The sequence below is a fragment of the Geobacillus uzenensis genome (assembly GCF_002217665.1).
GTDB classification, from domain to species: domain Bacteria; phylum Bacillota; class Bacilli; order Bacillales; family Anoxybacillaceae; genus Geobacillus; species Geobacillus subterraneus.
On record NZ_NEWL01000006.1, the window covers coordinates 250673 to 266348 of the forward strand.

General features: G+C 53.6%; 12 protein-coding genes and 1 other RNA gene. 2 read left to right on the forward strand and 11 right to left on the reverse strand.

Annotated features, from left to right (window positions below; translation table 11 throughout):
- Positions 1 to 2 precede the first annotated feature (2 nt).
- Together B9L21_RS08720 and B9L21_RS08725 are read left to right on the forward strand one after the other, a co-directional pair.
- A complete protein-coding gene (locus B9L21_RS08720) occupies positions 3 to 473 on the forward strand; it encodes a cytochrome c oxidase subunit II (protein WP_063166038.1) in 471 nt (156 codons plus the stop codon).
- Between the two features lies 1 nt (position 474).
- Positions 475 to 2124 (forward strand): b(o/a)3-type cytochrome-c oxidase subunit 1, encoded by a 1650-nt coding sequence (locus B9L21_RS08725; protein ID WP_063166039.1) that lies wholly within the window; start codon positions 475 to 477, stop codon positions 2122 to 2124.
- Between the two features lie 40 nt (positions 2125 to 2164).
- On the opposite strand, the gene B9L21_RS08730 is transcribed toward B9L21_RS08725, so the two are convergent.
- From B9L21_RS08730 to B9L21_RS08780, 11 genes are all read right to left on the reverse strand, one after another.
- On the reverse strand, positions 2165 to 3670 hold the full coding sequence (locus B9L21_RS08730) for a carboxypeptidase M32 (RefSeq protein ID WP_063166040.1): 1506 nt from the start codon (positions 3668 to 3670) through the stop codon (positions 2165 to 2167).
- A gap of 115 nt (positions 3671 to 3785) precedes the next feature.
- A complete protein-coding gene (locus B9L21_RS08735; protein WP_063166041.1) occupies positions 3786 to 5723 on the reverse strand; it encodes an ATP-dependent DNA helicase in 1938 nt (645 codons plus the stop codon).
- Positions 5724 to 5871: 148 nt separating this feature from the next.
- Positions 5872 to 7008, reverse strand: a complete 1137-nt coding sequence (locus B9L21_RS08740; RefSeq protein ID WP_063166042.1) for a THUMP domain-containing class I SAM-dependent RNA methyltransferase — start codon at positions 7006 to 7008, stop codon at positions 5872 to 5874.
- Positions 7009 to 7151: 143 nt separating this feature from the next.
- Positions 7152 to 7549, reverse strand: an RNA gene (rnpB, locus tag B9L21_RS08745) — RNase P RNA component class B.
- Positions 7550 to 7649: 100 nt separating this feature from the next.
- A complete protein-coding gene (gene gpsB / locus B9L21_RS08750; RefSeq protein WP_063166043.1) occupies positions 7650 to 7946 on the reverse strand; it encodes a cell division regulator GpsB in 297 nt (98 codons plus the stop codon).
- Between the two features lie 228 nt (positions 7947 to 8174).
- Positions 8175 to 8411, reverse strand: coding sequence for a CotD family spore coat protein (locus B9L21_RS08755; protein WP_063166044.1), 237 nt, complete (start codon positions 8409 to 8411; stop codon positions 8175 to 8177).
- 429 nt (positions 8412 to 8840) lie between these two features.
- Positions 8841 to 10112, reverse strand: coding sequence for a ribonuclease H-like domain-containing protein (locus B9L21_RS08760; RefSeq protein WP_063166045.1), 1272 nt, complete (start codon positions 10110 to 10112; stop codon positions 8841 to 8843).
- 109 nt (positions 10113 to 10221) lie between these two features.
- Positions 10222 to 12513, reverse strand: a complete 2292-nt coding sequence (locus B9L21_RS08765; protein WP_063166046.1) for a DEAD/DEAH box helicase — start codon at positions 12511 to 12513, stop codon at positions 10222 to 10224.
- Positions 12514 to 12583: 70 nt separating this feature from the next.
- Positions 12584 to 13369: an IclR family transcriptional regulator gene (locus B9L21_RS08770; protein ID WP_063166047.1), complete on the reverse strand. Its 786-nt coding sequence runs from the start codon at positions 13367 to 13369 to the stop codon at positions 12584 to 12586.
- 139 nt (positions 13370 to 13508) lie between these two features.
- Positions 13509 to 14297, reverse strand: a complete 789-nt coding sequence (locus B9L21_RS08775; protein ID WP_063166048.1) for a fumarylacetoacetate hydrolase family protein — start codon at positions 14295 to 14297, stop codon at positions 13509 to 13511.
- A 6-nt stretch (positions 14298 to 14303) separates the two neighbouring features.
- The gene (locus B9L21_RS08780) at positions 14304 to 15521 is read right to left on the reverse strand and encodes an NADP-dependent malic enzyme (protein ID WP_063166049.1); all 1218 of its coding nucleotides are present in this window, start codon (positions 15519 to 15521) and stop codon (positions 14304 to 14306) included.
- Positions 15522 to 15676: the final 155 nt, after the last annotated feature.

Here is a 15676-nt window from a genome sequence, read left to right on the forward strand (position 1 = left end):
ATATGCACATTCATAAATACGAAAAAATTTGGCTGACGTTCGGCATCGGCTGTCTCGTTGTCTTTTTAACCGTCGTCGGCGTGAGCGCTTTCGCTGCCGGACAGCAGCCGCCAAGCTACCTGACGACGATCGATCCAGAGAAAGTGGACACGACCCCGCCATTCAATCAGCCTGGGCTTGTCAAAAAAGGAAATAACGAGTACGAACTAAACATTGTTGTCGCGGCGTTTTCCTTTACGCCAAATGCCATCGAAATTCCAAAAGGAGCGAAAGTGACGATTAACGTCACCTCGAAGGATGTGATCCATGGATTTCAAATTCCAGGAACAAACATCAACATGATGGTCGAACCTGGCTACGTCAACAGTTTGACGACGACGTTTGATGAGCCCGGCGAATATACGATTCTCTGCAATGAATATTGCGGCGCCGGCCACCATATGATGACGGCGCGCATTAAGGTGGTGGAGTAACATGGTACAATCGTTGGAAAAAGTCGATCGCCGCGACGCCAAACTGGCGCTGGCGCATTTAGCTGTCGCTTTTGTTGCTCTCGCATTAGGCGGCTTCGCCGGCCTGTTGCAAACGCTCGTCCGTTCCGGCAAGTTTGAACTGCCGGCCGGCATCAGCTATTATACGATTTTAACGACGCACGGCGTCCTGCTTGGTCTTGTATTGACGACGTTTTTCATTATCGGCTTTCAGTTTGCTGCCGTCTGCCGCACGACCGGAGCGCTTTCGAGCAGTTCGCGCCGGTTTGGCTGGACCGGCTTTTGGATGATGACGATCGGAACGGCCATGAGCGCTTTTTTCATTCTTACTGGGCAAGCGGCCGTATTGTACACATTTTATGCACCGCTGCAAGCGCACGCCGGCTTTTATATCGGCCTGACGCTTGTGGTCGTCGGCAGCTGGGTGAGCGGTTTTGCAATGTTTGCCCATTATGCACGCTGGCGGAAAGCGCACCGCGGCGAAGCGAGCCCGCTGTTGACATTTATGTCGGTGACAAATATGGTATTATGGCTCGTCTGCACGCTCGGTGTCGCTGCGACCGTCGTCTTTCAGCTTATTCCGTGGTCGCTTGGGCTCACCGACCGGGTGAACGTGCTATTGAGCCGGACGCTGTTTTGGTATTTCGGGCATCCGCTCGTTTACTTCTGGCTGCTGCCGGCGTATATGGTTTGGTACGCCGTCATTCCGAAAGTGATCGGCGGCAAAATCTTCTCTGATTCGCTCGCACGGCTGGCATTTATCTTGTTTTTGCTCTTTTCGATTCCGGTTGGTTTTCACCATCAGTTGCTCGAGCCAGGGATTTCGCCGTTTTGGAAATACGTGCAAGTCGTCTTGACGTTTATGGTCATCATTCCATCGTTAATGACGGCATTCGCCATGTTTGCGACGTTTGAATCATATGGCCGCGCGCAAGGGGCAACCGGCTTGTTTGGCTGGTGGCGGAAACTGCCGTGGGGAGATGCGCGCTTTTTCGCGCCGTTTGTCGGAATGCTGTTTTTCATTCCGGCCGGCACCGGCGGGATTATTAACGCCTCGCATCAACTCAACCAAGTCGTCCATAACACGATTTGGGTGACCGGCCACTTCCATCTGACCGTGGCTACAACTGTCATCCTTACCTTTTTTGGTGCGTCGTACTGGCTCATCCCGCATTTGACCGGCCGGGTGATGACGAAGGCGATGAACCGCCTCGCCATCATTCAAACGATCGTTTGGGCCGTTGGGATGACGTTTATGTCCGGCTCGATGCATTTTGCCGGCTTGCTTGGAGCGCCAAGACGTTCAGCGTTCTCGACGTACGGCAATTCGCCGCAGGCGCTCGAATGGATTCCGTATCAAATCGCACAAGCTGTCGGTGGAACGATCTTATTCATCGGCATCATTCTCATTCTCGTCATCGTCATCAACTTGGCATTTTTCGCCCCGAAAGGCGAAACGGAATTTCCGGTCGCCGAAGCGGCCGCCCCGCAGGAACGGGCCGCACTGGCGCTTGAAAACTGGAAACTTTGGATCGGCCTTGTCGTTGCGCTTATTTTGATCGCGTATACGGTGCCGCTGATCGACATTATCCAAAACGCCCCGCCGGGGTCGAAAGGATACAAACTATGGTAAAGCCATCCCCCCTCTTCGCTGCTAAAGAGGGGGGATTCGTTTATAAGCAGTAAATCGCCTTATATTTTTCTTCCAAATATTGAATGAGGTAATCGGCTTTCAGCGGTTCGCCCGTCGCATCGCGCACGAGGTCGAGCGGCTTTTTCGTTTTGCCGAACCGGTGAACGTTGGCGGTCAGCCATTCACGAATCGGTGTGATGTTCCCTTCCTCAAGCAATCGGGCAACATCCAGCTCTTTTTCAAGCGCTTGTTTGAATTGCGCCGCGTACATATAGCCAAGCGCGTACGACGGAAAATAGCCGAAGCTGCCGCCTGACCAATGGACGTCCTGTAAAACACCGACCGAATCGTTGTGCGGGCGGATGCCGAGATACTGTTCGTATTTCTCGTTCCATACGTCCGGCAAATCAGCAGCTTCAATCTCTCCAGCAAACAGCTGCTTTTCTATTTCATACCGAACAATAATGTGAAGCGGATACGTCAGTTCGTCAGCCTCAATACGAATCAACGACGGCTTCACCTCATTGATCGCCCGGTAAAACGCATCAAGCGAAACGCCTGCAAACTGTTCCGGCGCGTATCGCTGCAAACGCGGATAATGCCGTTTCCAAAACGACAGATGGCGGCCGATCATATTTTCAAAAAAAAGCGACTGCGATTCGTGAATGCCCATCGACGCCCCACTCGCGAGCGGTGTGCCGACAAGTGTTGCAGAAATGTGCTGTTCATACAGCGCGTGGCCGCACTCGTGGATCGTGCCAAAAACAGCGGTGCGGAAATCGCGTTCATCGTAACGTGTCGTAATGCGGACATCATTCGGATTGAGTCCAATTGCAAACGGATGAATCGTCTCGTCAAGCCGTCCCTTTCCGAAATCGTAGCCGAGTTCGACAAGCAGCTCCAACAGAAAGGCGCGCTGCTTTTCCTTTGGAAACGTCGCAAATAAAAATGATGTATCCGGCTGATCGGTGGCAGCAGAAATGGCGTGCACAAGCGGAACGATGCGCTCGCACAATTGACCGAACAATCCGTCAAGCAACTCGACCGTCATGCCTGGCTCGTACTGATCGAGCAGCGTATTATACGGATGCCCTTCATACCCCCAATAGCCGATAAAGCGGCGCTGAAACTCGATGATTTGTTCCAAATACGGACGAAAACGGTCAAAATCAGCGGCCGCTCTCGCTTCTTCCCACACGCTTTCCGCCTTTGAGCAGAGCACAACATACTGCTTATACTCCTCGACCGGAATCTTTTTATTTCGTTCATATTCTTTTTTGCATTCGTTGAGCGTATGCCGCGTCACTTCATCAAGCTGTTCGTAAATCCCTTTCGGTGACAGCTTGGCGATAAACGCTGCCATTTCCTCTGACGTTGACATGTTAAACGCTTCTTCCGACAGCATGCCGATCACTTCGGAACGCTGCTCCACCCCTTTTTTCGGAGCGCCGGTCCGCAAATCCCAATACATTAAATTGATGGCCTCATGATACCCCATCATTTTTTTGACATACTGCAAAAACTGTTCTTCTATTCGCTTCACCATGCTCAGTCCCCCTATTCGCTTTGGATGGCCCTATCATCATTTCCATAACTAGGTGCTCTTTTCCTCCTTGATCGCGAAGAAACGCCGTTTTGGGGCAAAAAAAGAGGGAAGAATGCTATTCTTCCCTCACGGACGTCGGCAAGACGTCTTTGATCGCAGCGATCACCTGCTTGTCTTCCTGGTCGGTGACAAAAATGGAGACGATGCCGCGATCGTCGCGCGTGCGGATGAGCCGTCCAACCCCTTGGCGGAGACGGAGAAGCATATACGGCACATCGACGTCCCAAAACGAATCGCTGTATGCCTTCCGCTTCGCCTGAAACACCGGATCATTCGGCGGGTACGGCAGCGACCAAATGATGACGTTGGACAGCGACGGTCCCGGAATGTCCAGCCCTTCCCATAAATGTTCCGAACAAAGCACCGTCTCTTCGGTGCGCTGGAACTCGGCGACTAAATCGCTTATCTCGCGATCACCTTCAAACAAAAACGAAAACGGTTCGCCCGCTGCCATTTCTTTGAACTGAAGCAATTCCTCGCGCGTCGGGAACAAGATGAGCGCCCGCCCGCCCGTTTCACGCAATTTTTCAAGCGCATAGGCGTATTTTTCAGCAAACAGCGTCTCATCGGCGCGAAACGTCGGCATGTAAACCGTCATTTGTTCGTCATAGTCGAACGGCGATGGCACACTGAACGATAAATATTCATCAATGCCTAAGCTGTCGGCCATATATTGGAACGACTTGCCGTTCGATAGCGTCGCCGATGAGAAGATAAACGGCATGCGCTTCGCGAACACTTTTTCGCGCAGCACTTCCTGCACGGTGCGCGGCATGACGACCAGCGTCGCCTCTTGGCGCGACGACTCGAGCCATGCGATGGCATCGGCGCTCGTTAAAAACAAATCGAGCAAATAATGAATTTGGTCTAAGTATTCATCAACGATATTGAGCTGATAATGGTCAATCGTATACGTTTCGCTTTCAAACACGAGCTCGTTGCCGATTGTAACGACTTGGTCGCGCAGCCGCTCCGCCCATTGCTCGAGCTTCAGCGACGGCGAAATTTCTTTCCGGTTCGAGCCGGGGACGTCTTTCGCGCACGCTTTCAGCTCGGCAAAAAAGCGTCCGCTCGTCTCGATGGTTTCTTCAATTAAATAGGCGAGCTCTTCGCGAATATCGTTTTCGAGAAGCCGTGTCAGCAACATCTCAAGCGTCGTTTCCTTCATCCGGTACGTAAGCGCCTTTTGCGCGGCAAACTCAAGCAAGTGTCCCTCGTCAAACACGACGCAGCTCGCCTCAGGCAAGAGCGGCAGCTGCCCTTCCCGCTTACGCGCCTCATACGTCCATACATGTTCCATATAAAAGTCGTGCGAACAGACGATCAAATCGGCGGCCTTCCGATAATAGTCGCGCCAAAGCGTCTGGCCGCAGCGGTGGCGCTTTTCGCACGTAAAGCAATCTTGAAACGGGTCCCAGGCGATTTTTTTCCATTGTTCGTCCGTTAAATGAGCGTATTCTTTCCGATCGCCGTAGCGATAAAATGACTGCATTGTTTTATTGTCATGGACGAAAGCTGGGAGCTCGTCATAAATTCGTTCATATAGCTCGATATCGTCATCGTCATATGTAGTCGCTTCTTCGAGCTTATTTAAACATAAATATTGATCCGGCGATTTCGCCAGCCGGACATCGATATGCAGCCCGAGTACATCGGACAGTTTGGCGATATCGCCTTCTTTTTTCACGAGCTGCTCAATAAGCGTCTCGTCCGCGCAGGCGATGATAGCCGGCTTGCCGGTATAGCGGGCATAGCAAATCGCATATAGCAAGTAGACGATCGTCTTCCCTGTGCCGACTCCGGCTTCAGCGAACATCACCTTTTTCTCGCGAAATGCGCGCTCGAGCTGGAACGCCATATAAATTTGCTCATCGCGCAGCTCAAAGCCGGCCTCCGGCAAAATATCGTAAAAGACATCGCCGATCCACTGGCTCAGCTTATCAAAAAAGTTTTCGTTTTTTTCTAATAGAAACGGATAACGATTATGGCTCATCGCCGCCACCCCTCCAATTGGCATAAACTCCCCCGGCATCATCATACATAAGCGCGCAACCACACTGTTGCGCGCCTTACTTCTAGTAACAAGACAATATCTAGTAACAAGACAATATTATGATGGATGGCCATCGAGAAGTCAACTTCTAGCCTCGACGCGGCGGCCGCGGCCCCCAATATTGATAGTAATGCGTCTCAATGAAACCGTTAAACAGCTTGCGCCGCTTCGTTGCCGGACGCCCGTAATGGGCTTCAAAGCCGCGATGGGCGGTTAAAATGTACACTGACCATGTGTCTAAGGCGGCAAAGGCGCGGCCGATGGCACGGTAAAGGGCTTCGACTTCCCGCTGTTCGCCGAGCCGTTCGCCGTATGGCGGGTTGCTGACAATCACTCCGTACGATTTGTCTGTCCGAAACTGTTCCGCCCGTCCCGTTTGAAAAGAAATGAGATCGGCCAACCCCGCTTCGGCCGCATTCGCCCTAGCCATTTCCACCATCTGCGGGTCGAGGTCAATCCCGCAAATATCGAGCAGCTCATCATAGCGCGCCATATCTTCCACTTCTTGGCGCGCCTTCTCCCATGCGCACTCCCCGATCCACGGCCATTGCTCGGAAACGAAATCGCGGTTAAACCCTGGAGCAATGTTTTGGCCGATGAGCGCCGCCTCGATGGCGATCGTGCCCGAACCGCAAAACGGATCGACAAACGGGCGATCCGGCGTCCAGTTCGTGAGCAGCACTAACGCGGCGGCAAGCGTTTCCCGAAGCGGCGCTTCCCCTTGGCGGGCGCGGTACCCGCGCTTATGCAGCCCGACGCCGCTTGTGTCGATCGTCAATGTGGCAATATCTTTATGAAGGGCCACTTCAACGCGGTAAAGCGGGCCGGTTTCCGGGAACCATGATAGACGGTAGCGCTCTTTTAAACGTTCGACGATTGCTTTTTTGACGATGGCTTGGCAGTCGGAAACGCTAAACAACGCCGACTTCACCGATTTCCCGATGACCGGAAACTCCGCGTCTTTCGGCAAATAATCGGCCCACGGCAGCGCCTTCGTTTGTTCAAACAGTTCCTCAAACGTTGTCGCTCGAAACTCACCAACCTTCAGCTTTACACGGTCGGCAGCGCGCAGCCAAAGGTTGGCGCGGCAAATGGCGAGCGCATCGCCTTCGAACGTCACTTTGCCGTTCTCCACTTGACATTCGTAGCCGAGCCGGCGCACTTCTTCGGCCACAACTGACTCGAGCCCCATCGCGGCTGTGGCGATGATGGAAAATGATTTCATTCTGTTCCCCCTCGCAAACGGTATGTATCTCCGTTAATTGCACATACTTCCATTATATCCATTTAGCTGTGAAAACCACGCACACGAAAAGCCCTCCTTCATGCAGGAGGGCTTTTCACGCTTCCATCACCACGTTAATCATGTTCTGTAAGCCATGTTCTGTACCTTCGTACTGCCAGCGGCTTTGCGCCTCGTACTCCGGCGGTAATCATCTATCTACAGGCAGCATGTGCCGCCTGTCCTTCCCTCCGTTCATTTCCTTCGGGAAGGTGCCCCTACCATCATTTGGGTTTCTCGCTCGTGGGGTTTACCGCGTTCCACCTCTAAGGTTTCCCTTAGAGCTCCGTCACTGTGGCACTTTCAGGGTAATCGAACCATATCCGCATCCGGACGTAGGTTCTTTCCCCGCCGTCAGCCCAGCCGAAGCCAGACTGCCCTAGCTTATGGATTCGCTAGGCACGAACACTACGGGCATCTCAGCACCGTGCGAGCATGGACTTTCCTCTACGGCCAAAATCGGCCGCAGCGATTACCCGAACATGATTAACGCTGCAAGCATCTTACAGTATAGTCGATTTTCCGAATGAGATCAAGAGAAAAAATTTGGAACTTGTATATACCGACCTTGTTCGCCCAGCCGCCTATTCATACAGTTTTCGGCCAAACACATGTTTTTCCAAGTTGGAAAGGCGCTGCAAAATATCGTAGTTCGTCGTCCCTGCCGGTGTGGCCGGCCGCTTTTGCAGCTCCTCGACTTGCCGCCTCAGCCGGGCATTTTCTTGGCGCAGCTCGTCAATCTCTTGCTGAAACGCCTCGTAATCTTTAATGACGATGTCCAAAAATTGATCCACTTCGTCTTGGTTATACCCCCGCATGCTTACTTTAAATTCTTTTTCCAAAATGTCTTTCGGCGTCAGTTTCACCTGATTGGCTGACATGGCTTTTCACCTCAATCCGCATTCAACAATCATCTTTCCTTTATTTTTTCAGAAATTACGCCGGTTGTCAATTGACGTTTACCTTGCCTAAGCCGCGGGAGCGGACAGCCTGACGGGACTTTCTGCCTGCACCGGAAAACCGTTTCCTCGCTAGGACGGCGCGGCCGGCAGCGCCAGCTGTCCACCGCAAAAAAACAGAAGCCGACAAAGCGGCTTCTGTTTTCACGTCTAGTAGCCAACCGGAAACGGCGGCATCGGTCCCGGACAGTACAAGTGCCGGCTGGCGGCCTGAGCAACGGCCGATTCCGTGTGCGGGAAATAATGACGATGCTCATACAAATGATGATAAACGTGCGTTGTGTGCGACGGATGAATATGCGGCACAATCGTTGCTTGGAAATGGTGTTGGACACAGCATCGAGGCGGATGGACGATCGGCGCCGTCACATATGGTGGGCAATGCATGACATCCTTCTCCTTTCATCGTCTAGGCTGTTGATTGACAATACTAGCCTATGATGAACAGGACGGACTCGTACTAGTATAGATACCCATTTTATGCCTGTTGTACAGCCGCACCGCATCTATTCCCCCACCTTGCGGCCCGGAGCGCTGCATAGCCCGGCCCCGCCATAGCTGCACTTAGGAAAACGTTCAGAGGCCGCCGCGTTAATACACATAATTGAACACGACAAACGTCAAGCCGACAACAATAAAAAAGAGGTACAAAATTTTTTTGTACATGCTCCGCATTGTGCTCTTCTCCCTGCCATCGTTTTCGTTCATTCCGATGCCATTGTACACATTTTTTGTTTTTTCTACAAGATTCGCAGCAAAAAGGCACAATTTTTCATTTTTCTGTCACATTTTGCGCTTGCCAGGGAAATGAGCGTTTCATTTCCCCACCCCATTCTTCTTGCGCGCCAGCCGCTCGAGCCGCTTGCGCCATTCCTGTTCCTCCTCTATGCCTTGCCGGCTCGCCTCAGCAAGCGACCGCCATGCTTCATACGCCATAGCGGCATAGCGGTGCGCTTCAGCCGCATTGCGGAAATGGTGCTCATATGCTTTCGAAAGCTCAAGACCGGCCTTCACCTTCCAAAGGCCGCTCCCATGATCGAATAAGTCGCGCCAAATGGCAGCCGCCTCTTCGTAACGTTTTTCTCTCCGGTGTAAAAGCGACAACTGCCATTTCGCCGCCTCCGCCTCCTTTGCTTCTTTGCCGCTCGCTTGTTCATACACGCACCGAGCGGCCGCTGTTTCCCCGACCGCTTCGAACCAACGGGCGGCGGCCAGCTGTTCCCTCGGATCAGAGAGCTGCGCCGCTTCAAGCAGCTGCATCGATAAATGAACGTAGAGCACAATGAGCGACAACACGTCATGCTCGTTATGGCGCAATACCGGCATGAGCCGCTCCGGATGAGGTGTTTGCAAAAATTCTTGATAAATCATCGGCGCTAAAAAGCCGGGGACATCATCATCCCGCTCGATATGAAGAATATGCCGCTCCACCTCCGCTAGGCGAAGCGAATCGAGCTTGTCTTTCCATAAGCGGCGGGCGGCGTGATACAAATCAAAATGACCAAACGCCGGCAGTTTCGGCACTAGATCGCGGACAAGGGTATGGCGCGTTTTCAGCCGCGGCCAGTCAAACGCTTTTCCATTATACGTCACGAGCGTCGTATAGTCGACATCCGATAAAAAGCTTTGATACAGCGCCACCTCCGCCCCCGGATGCGGCAACACGTGCTGGCGGACGATGACCCGATCATCAAGGACGCGGGCATGGCCGAGCAAAAACATGACGGTTCCCGCTCCGCTTGAGAGCCCCATCGTTTCCGTATCAAAAAAGAATAAGTCGCCAACAGAAAACCCGCGGCACGAGAGCGGATGGGAAAACGCTGCTTCCTGCCAGCGCCGGTGCACGTCATACAGCGCCCCGAGCCGGTAGCGGCCGCGCTCGTAATCAAGCGGGTGCACCGTCTCCCGGATGAGGCAATAATCACCGGCAAACCAATACGGCTTAACCCCGTATTCGCGCCAAACGTCAGCAAACGGCACATCTGTCGCCTCACGTTCGCCCGCTTCTCCTTTACTTTCTTCGCTTTCCGTTTTCCTTTTATGCCGGGCGGCAAGCAGCTCTTTCCATTGCGATAACTTCGGTTTCATTTGTCCGATCGCCCTCCTTTCCGTTCGCTCCCTTCTATTGTTGCGTGCGAACGCGTAAAACCGGCCCATTTTTCTCCGCTTAAAAAACATTCAAGCCCGGCGGCGCTCATCATTCTTCGCAGGAGCGAGGCGAAACAGGCGAACCCCCTGCAAGCTGTTCGGTCAAAAACTGAATAAGCTCTCGTTTCACCGGCCGCCCTGCCGTCTCAGAAACGCCGATGCATGATGGGCAGCCGTCGGTGCACGGGCAGCGCTTCACCCATTCCTTTACGTTTTCGAGCATTTCCTCATACCGTTCAAATACAGCTTCCGATAAGCCGATGCCGCCCGGATAGCGGTCATAAAGAAAAATCGTCGGCCGCCCGGAGTGCGGCGCCTTCAGCTGCGGGACGACATGAACGTCCGAACGGTCGCACATGACAAAGATGGGAACAAGATGGCCAAGCACGTTGGCGATGCCGACAAGCAGCTGTTCAAACAATGCCGGGGAAACCCTTGATGGAACTTCCTTCCATTCAAACCATGCTGCTGACGTATGAAGCGTTTCTTCCGGGAGGTGGATCGGTCCTGAGCCGATGTTTTCAAACGTCGACAGTTTCAGCTTTTTAAATATCGTCGCCATTGCCCGGACGGATACATCGCCGTAGTGCACCGCCATCAGCCCCCGCTCTTCGCTCCGGTCATCAGACAATACATCAAGCTGGACGGCCAAATTGGCATCGGTAAAATATTCGACATCAACTTGGCGGACGTACGCTTTTTTCTCTTCCCAATCAAGTTTTTCGACTTGATATTGCGTTCCTTCGTGCAAATAAATCGCTTCTTCATGGAGCAAAGTCATCGCGCTGAAGCGGTCCATTTCGCCGATGACGCGGTGGCGCGCGATATTCGAAATATCGATGATCACCACGTTCTCCTGCGCCGCCGAGCGCAAGCTGATGTTTTGCGCCGGAAAGGCGTCGCTCATCCAATGCCAGCGCCCGGCCCGTTCGTGAAGCACTCCTTGGTCGACCAAAAAATCGAGCACGTCTTCGATCTCAACGCCGCCGAACGTCTCGCCGCGCCGAAACGGAAGCTCATACGCCGCACATTTCAGATGATCGACGAGAATGAGCATATTGTCCGGATTGATGCGGGCTGTCTCCGGTGAACGGGCGAAAACGTATTCCGGATGGGAGACGATGTATTGATCGAGCGGGCTCGAGCTGGCAACCATGATGACGAGCGAGTCGCCATGACGCCGTCCGGCGCGCCCTGCTTGCTGCCACGTGCTGGCGATCGTTCCCGGATAGCCGGTCAAAATGCACGCCTGCAGCTGGCCGATATCGACGCCGAGCTCGAGCGCGTTCGTACTGACGACGCCGATAATATCCCCGCTGCGCAGCCCTTTTTCAATGGCGCGCCGTTCGTTTGGCAAATAGCCGCCGCGATAGCCGCGAATCGTCGTTTCCCCGATTCGTTCCTTCACCGCCGCTTGCAAATGGCTCAAAATGAGTTCAGCACGGACGCGGCTGCGGGCGAAGACAATCGTCGGGATGCGATTGACAAGCAGCTGCCGCGCTAGTTCCACCGCCGTTTTTGTCGCGCTTTGGCGGACGTTCATCGCCCGCTCGACGACCGGCGGGTTGTAAAATACGATATGTTTCCGTCCGCGCGGCGCCCCGTTGTTGTCAATGAGCGTCATCGGCTCGCCCGTCAGCCGCTCGGCCAGCTCTTGCGGATTGGCGATCGTTGCCGACGTACAAATAAATGTAGGGGAGCTGCCATAAAATGCGCATATCCGTTTTAAGCGGCGGATGACGTTGGCCACATGGCTGCCGAACACGCCGCGATACGTATGCAGTTCATCGATGATGACGTAGCGCAGCTGTTCAAACAGTGAAACCCATTTCGTATGATGCGGCAAAATCGCCGTGTGGAGCATATCCGGATTCGTGATGACAATATGGCCGGCTTGGCGGATTTTTTGCCGCAGCGCCGGCGCTGTATCGCCGTCATATGTATAGCTGTAAATCGGCACGCCCATCTCAGTGATCATTTCATTCAATTCATTTTTTTGATCTTGGGCGAGCGCCTTCGTCGGAAATAAGTAAAGGGCGCGGCTCTCCGGCGCTTTGGCGATCGCCTGAAGAACAGGCAAATTGTAGCAAAGCGTTTTTCCAGAAGCGGTCGGCGTTACCGCCACGATGTTTTGTCCGCGCTGCACCGCCTCGTACGCCGCCGCCTGGTGCGTATAAAGCGAGGCGATGCCGCGCGCTTCAAGTGCCGCGCGCAGCCGCGCATCGAGTTCGGCCGGAAACGGGACGGTATCGGCTTCTTTCGGTTCGATTTCATGCCAATACGCAACATTCGGGTCTTGGCGGAGCTGTTCGATCCATTCGGAAAGCGTCTGTTTTTTCACGTCGCAAGTCACCTCGTTTCTATTTTACATGCATCGTTCGCCTGTTTGCACGAAAAAAACCGCCCAACTGTTACAGCTGGACGGAATGGGCCGGCCGATGGCCAAGCCGCGCGGAGAGTTCTTTGCCGATCTGGCGCATGCGCACAGCGAGTCCGGCGATGCGGTCGTCCGTCATACGGATCGTTGGGCCGGAAACGCTGACAGCGGCAACGACGCTGCCGGTGTAATCAAAAATCGGCACAGCCACACAACGGATGCCGTATTCATTTTCTTCTAAATCGAGCGCATATCCGTTTTGCCGGACGGTGTCGAGCTCGCGGAAAAACGCCTCGCGGTCGGTGATCGTCAAATCGGTATGCTTTGGCAACCCTTTCCGGTCAATAATTTTTGCAGCGACTGCCGGCGGCAAATAAGCTAAAATCGCCTTGCCGACCGCCGTACAATGCATCGGCGCCCGCTTGCCGACTTTCGAATGCATGCGCAGCGTTTCTGTTCCTTCCAATTTTTCAATGTAAATGACTTCCCCTTGGTCATAAACGACAAGATGGACAACTTCGTTCGTTTCTTTTTCAAGCTGGCGCAAATATGGCCGCGCTTCCTGGCGCAAATCGATCGAATCAAGCAGCTTCGAGCTAATTTCCAAAAACTTGTATCCCAGCTTATACCGCTCTGTTTCCGGATGTTGCTCGATATAGCCGTATTGGGCGAGCGTCGTTAAGATGCGGTACACTGAACTTTTGTTAATGTCCATTTGTTTAGCGATTTCCGTGACGCCCAGTCCATCTTTTTTCGCACTGACGATGTCAATAATTTGAAGCGCCCGGCTGACGGATTTGACGATATTTTCTCTTTCCATTCTGTTCACCTCGATTTGTTCTCCCCGCTCGCCATTATACACGAACGGCCGGGCGTTTGCAGGCGCCGCTGCAGACACAGTGTATAACGTCGGGCGTTAGGCCGGGGCACGCCGCTTCTAAACATCGGAACATAGCACGTTATCTTTGTTGAGTGGAAACAGCCGGCGCTTTCGCGGCGACGAACGTATTGCGGAGCGTGCCGATGCCATCGACTTCGCACTCAATGACTGTTCCCGGACCGACGAACTCAGCGCCGACCGGGCTTCCTGTTAAAATGACATCACCCGGCTGCAGCGTCATTACATACGATAAATACGAAATCATTTTGCTGATCGAAATAATCATCAGCTCGGTCGGGCTGTTTTGTTTTTCCTCGCCATTGACCCGCGCTTTGACCGCCACCGACCGCGGATCGAGTTCCGTTTCAATAACCGGACCGAGCGGCGTGAACGTATCGAACGATTTTCCAACCGTCCAATGGCCATCCGGGTGGAAAAATTGCGGCGCAGTAACGTCGTTGGCGACCGTATAGCCAAAAATGTACGCCCATACGTCGTCCTCGCTCACTTGTTTTGCCTCTTTGCCGATGACGACAGCCAGCTCGGATTCAAATTTCACTTCGCTGATTCCGTTCGGAATGACAATATCCGCTTCCGGACCGATCACCGATGAAGACGGTTTAAAGAAAAAAACGGGAATGTCCGGCAGTTCAGCCGGCAGCTGTTCGCGCGCCGCCACATAGTTGGCGCCAATGCCGATTACATGGCGCGGCACAAGCGGCGCTACGAACGAAACGCCGTCGCAGCGGAATACGTTTCCGGTATAATCCCAAGCAGCAAACATGTCGCCTTCAATTTCACGGATGACTTCGCCGCTCACTACACCGGCGCGAATGGCGCCCTCGGCGATAAAACGGGCAAACTTCATTGACAGTTACCCCTCTCTTACACGATTTTTTCTTTCATACTTCTCCTTGTTTCGGGCCACCCCGGTCTCAATGGCAGCGCCGGCAACAGCAGAAGCGACCGCCGACACAACGCGCTGGTCGAACGGGTTCGGAATGACGTACTCCTCGGTCAGTTCTTCCGGCTGAATGAGTCCGGCGATGGCCTCAGCAGCGGCAATTTTCATCGCCTCGTTAATTTGCGTCGCCCGCACATCGAGCGCACCGCGGAAAATGCCCGGGAACGCCAGCACATTGTTCACTTGGTTCGGCAAGTCTGATCGGCCGGTCGCCACGATGGCAGCCCCAGCTGCTTTTGCCTCATCCGGCATGATTTCCGGCACCGGATTGGCCAAAGCGAATACGATCGCTCCCCGGTTCATCGACCGAACCATCGCCGGCGTCAGCGCGCCGGCAACCGAGACGCCGATAAACACATCGGCTCCTGAAATGACCTCTTCAAGCATTCCAGAGACGCGGCGCTGATTCGTTTGTTTCGCCAATTCCTCTTTCATGGCATTCATCCCGTGTGGGCGCCCTTCATAAATCGCCCCTTTTGTGTCACAAACAATGAGGTCACCGACCCCGATCGTCAACAGCAGCTTGGCGATCGCCACCCCGGCAGCGCCGGCGCCGTTGATGACGACCCGGCAATCGGCGAGCCGTTTGCCGACGACTTTTAAGGCGTTCGTCAACCCAGCGGCGACGACGATCGCCGTGCCGTGCTGATCATCGTGAAACACTGGGATCGCCATTTCTTGGCGCAGCCGCTCTTCAATGACAAAACAGGCAGGAGCGGCAATATCTTCCAAATTGATGCCGCCAAATGTTGGCTCGAGCAGCTTGACGGTTTGGATGATTTGTTCCGGATCTTCGGTGTCCAAGCAGATCGGCACCGCATCAATGCCGGCGAACGCTTTAAACAAGGCAGCTTTCCCTTCCATCACCGGAAGCGCTGCCCGCGCACCGATGTTACCGAGCCCGAGCACCGCCGTGCCGTTTGAAACAACGGCGACGAAATTGCCTTTCATCGTATAATCATACATCTCATCTTCGTTGGCATAAATTTCTTTGCACGGTTCGGCCACTCCCGGCGAATAAATAACACTTAAATCATTCGCATTCACGACCGGCACTTTCACTTCAACCGACAGTTTTCCTTTTGCCTGTCGATGGACAAACAATGCTCGTTCCCGCAAATTTTCCATAGCCGATCCCTAGCTACTAACCTCGTCCCATCGATGCCGCCTTTGTGCTGCTTCGCGTTCTGCAGCCGGCCAGTAGCAACTAGGAGCTGCCTCCTTTCCGATTATTTTTAGAATTTTCTGATTGTTATGAGTAGGAAGGAACAAGGGCACTCAGC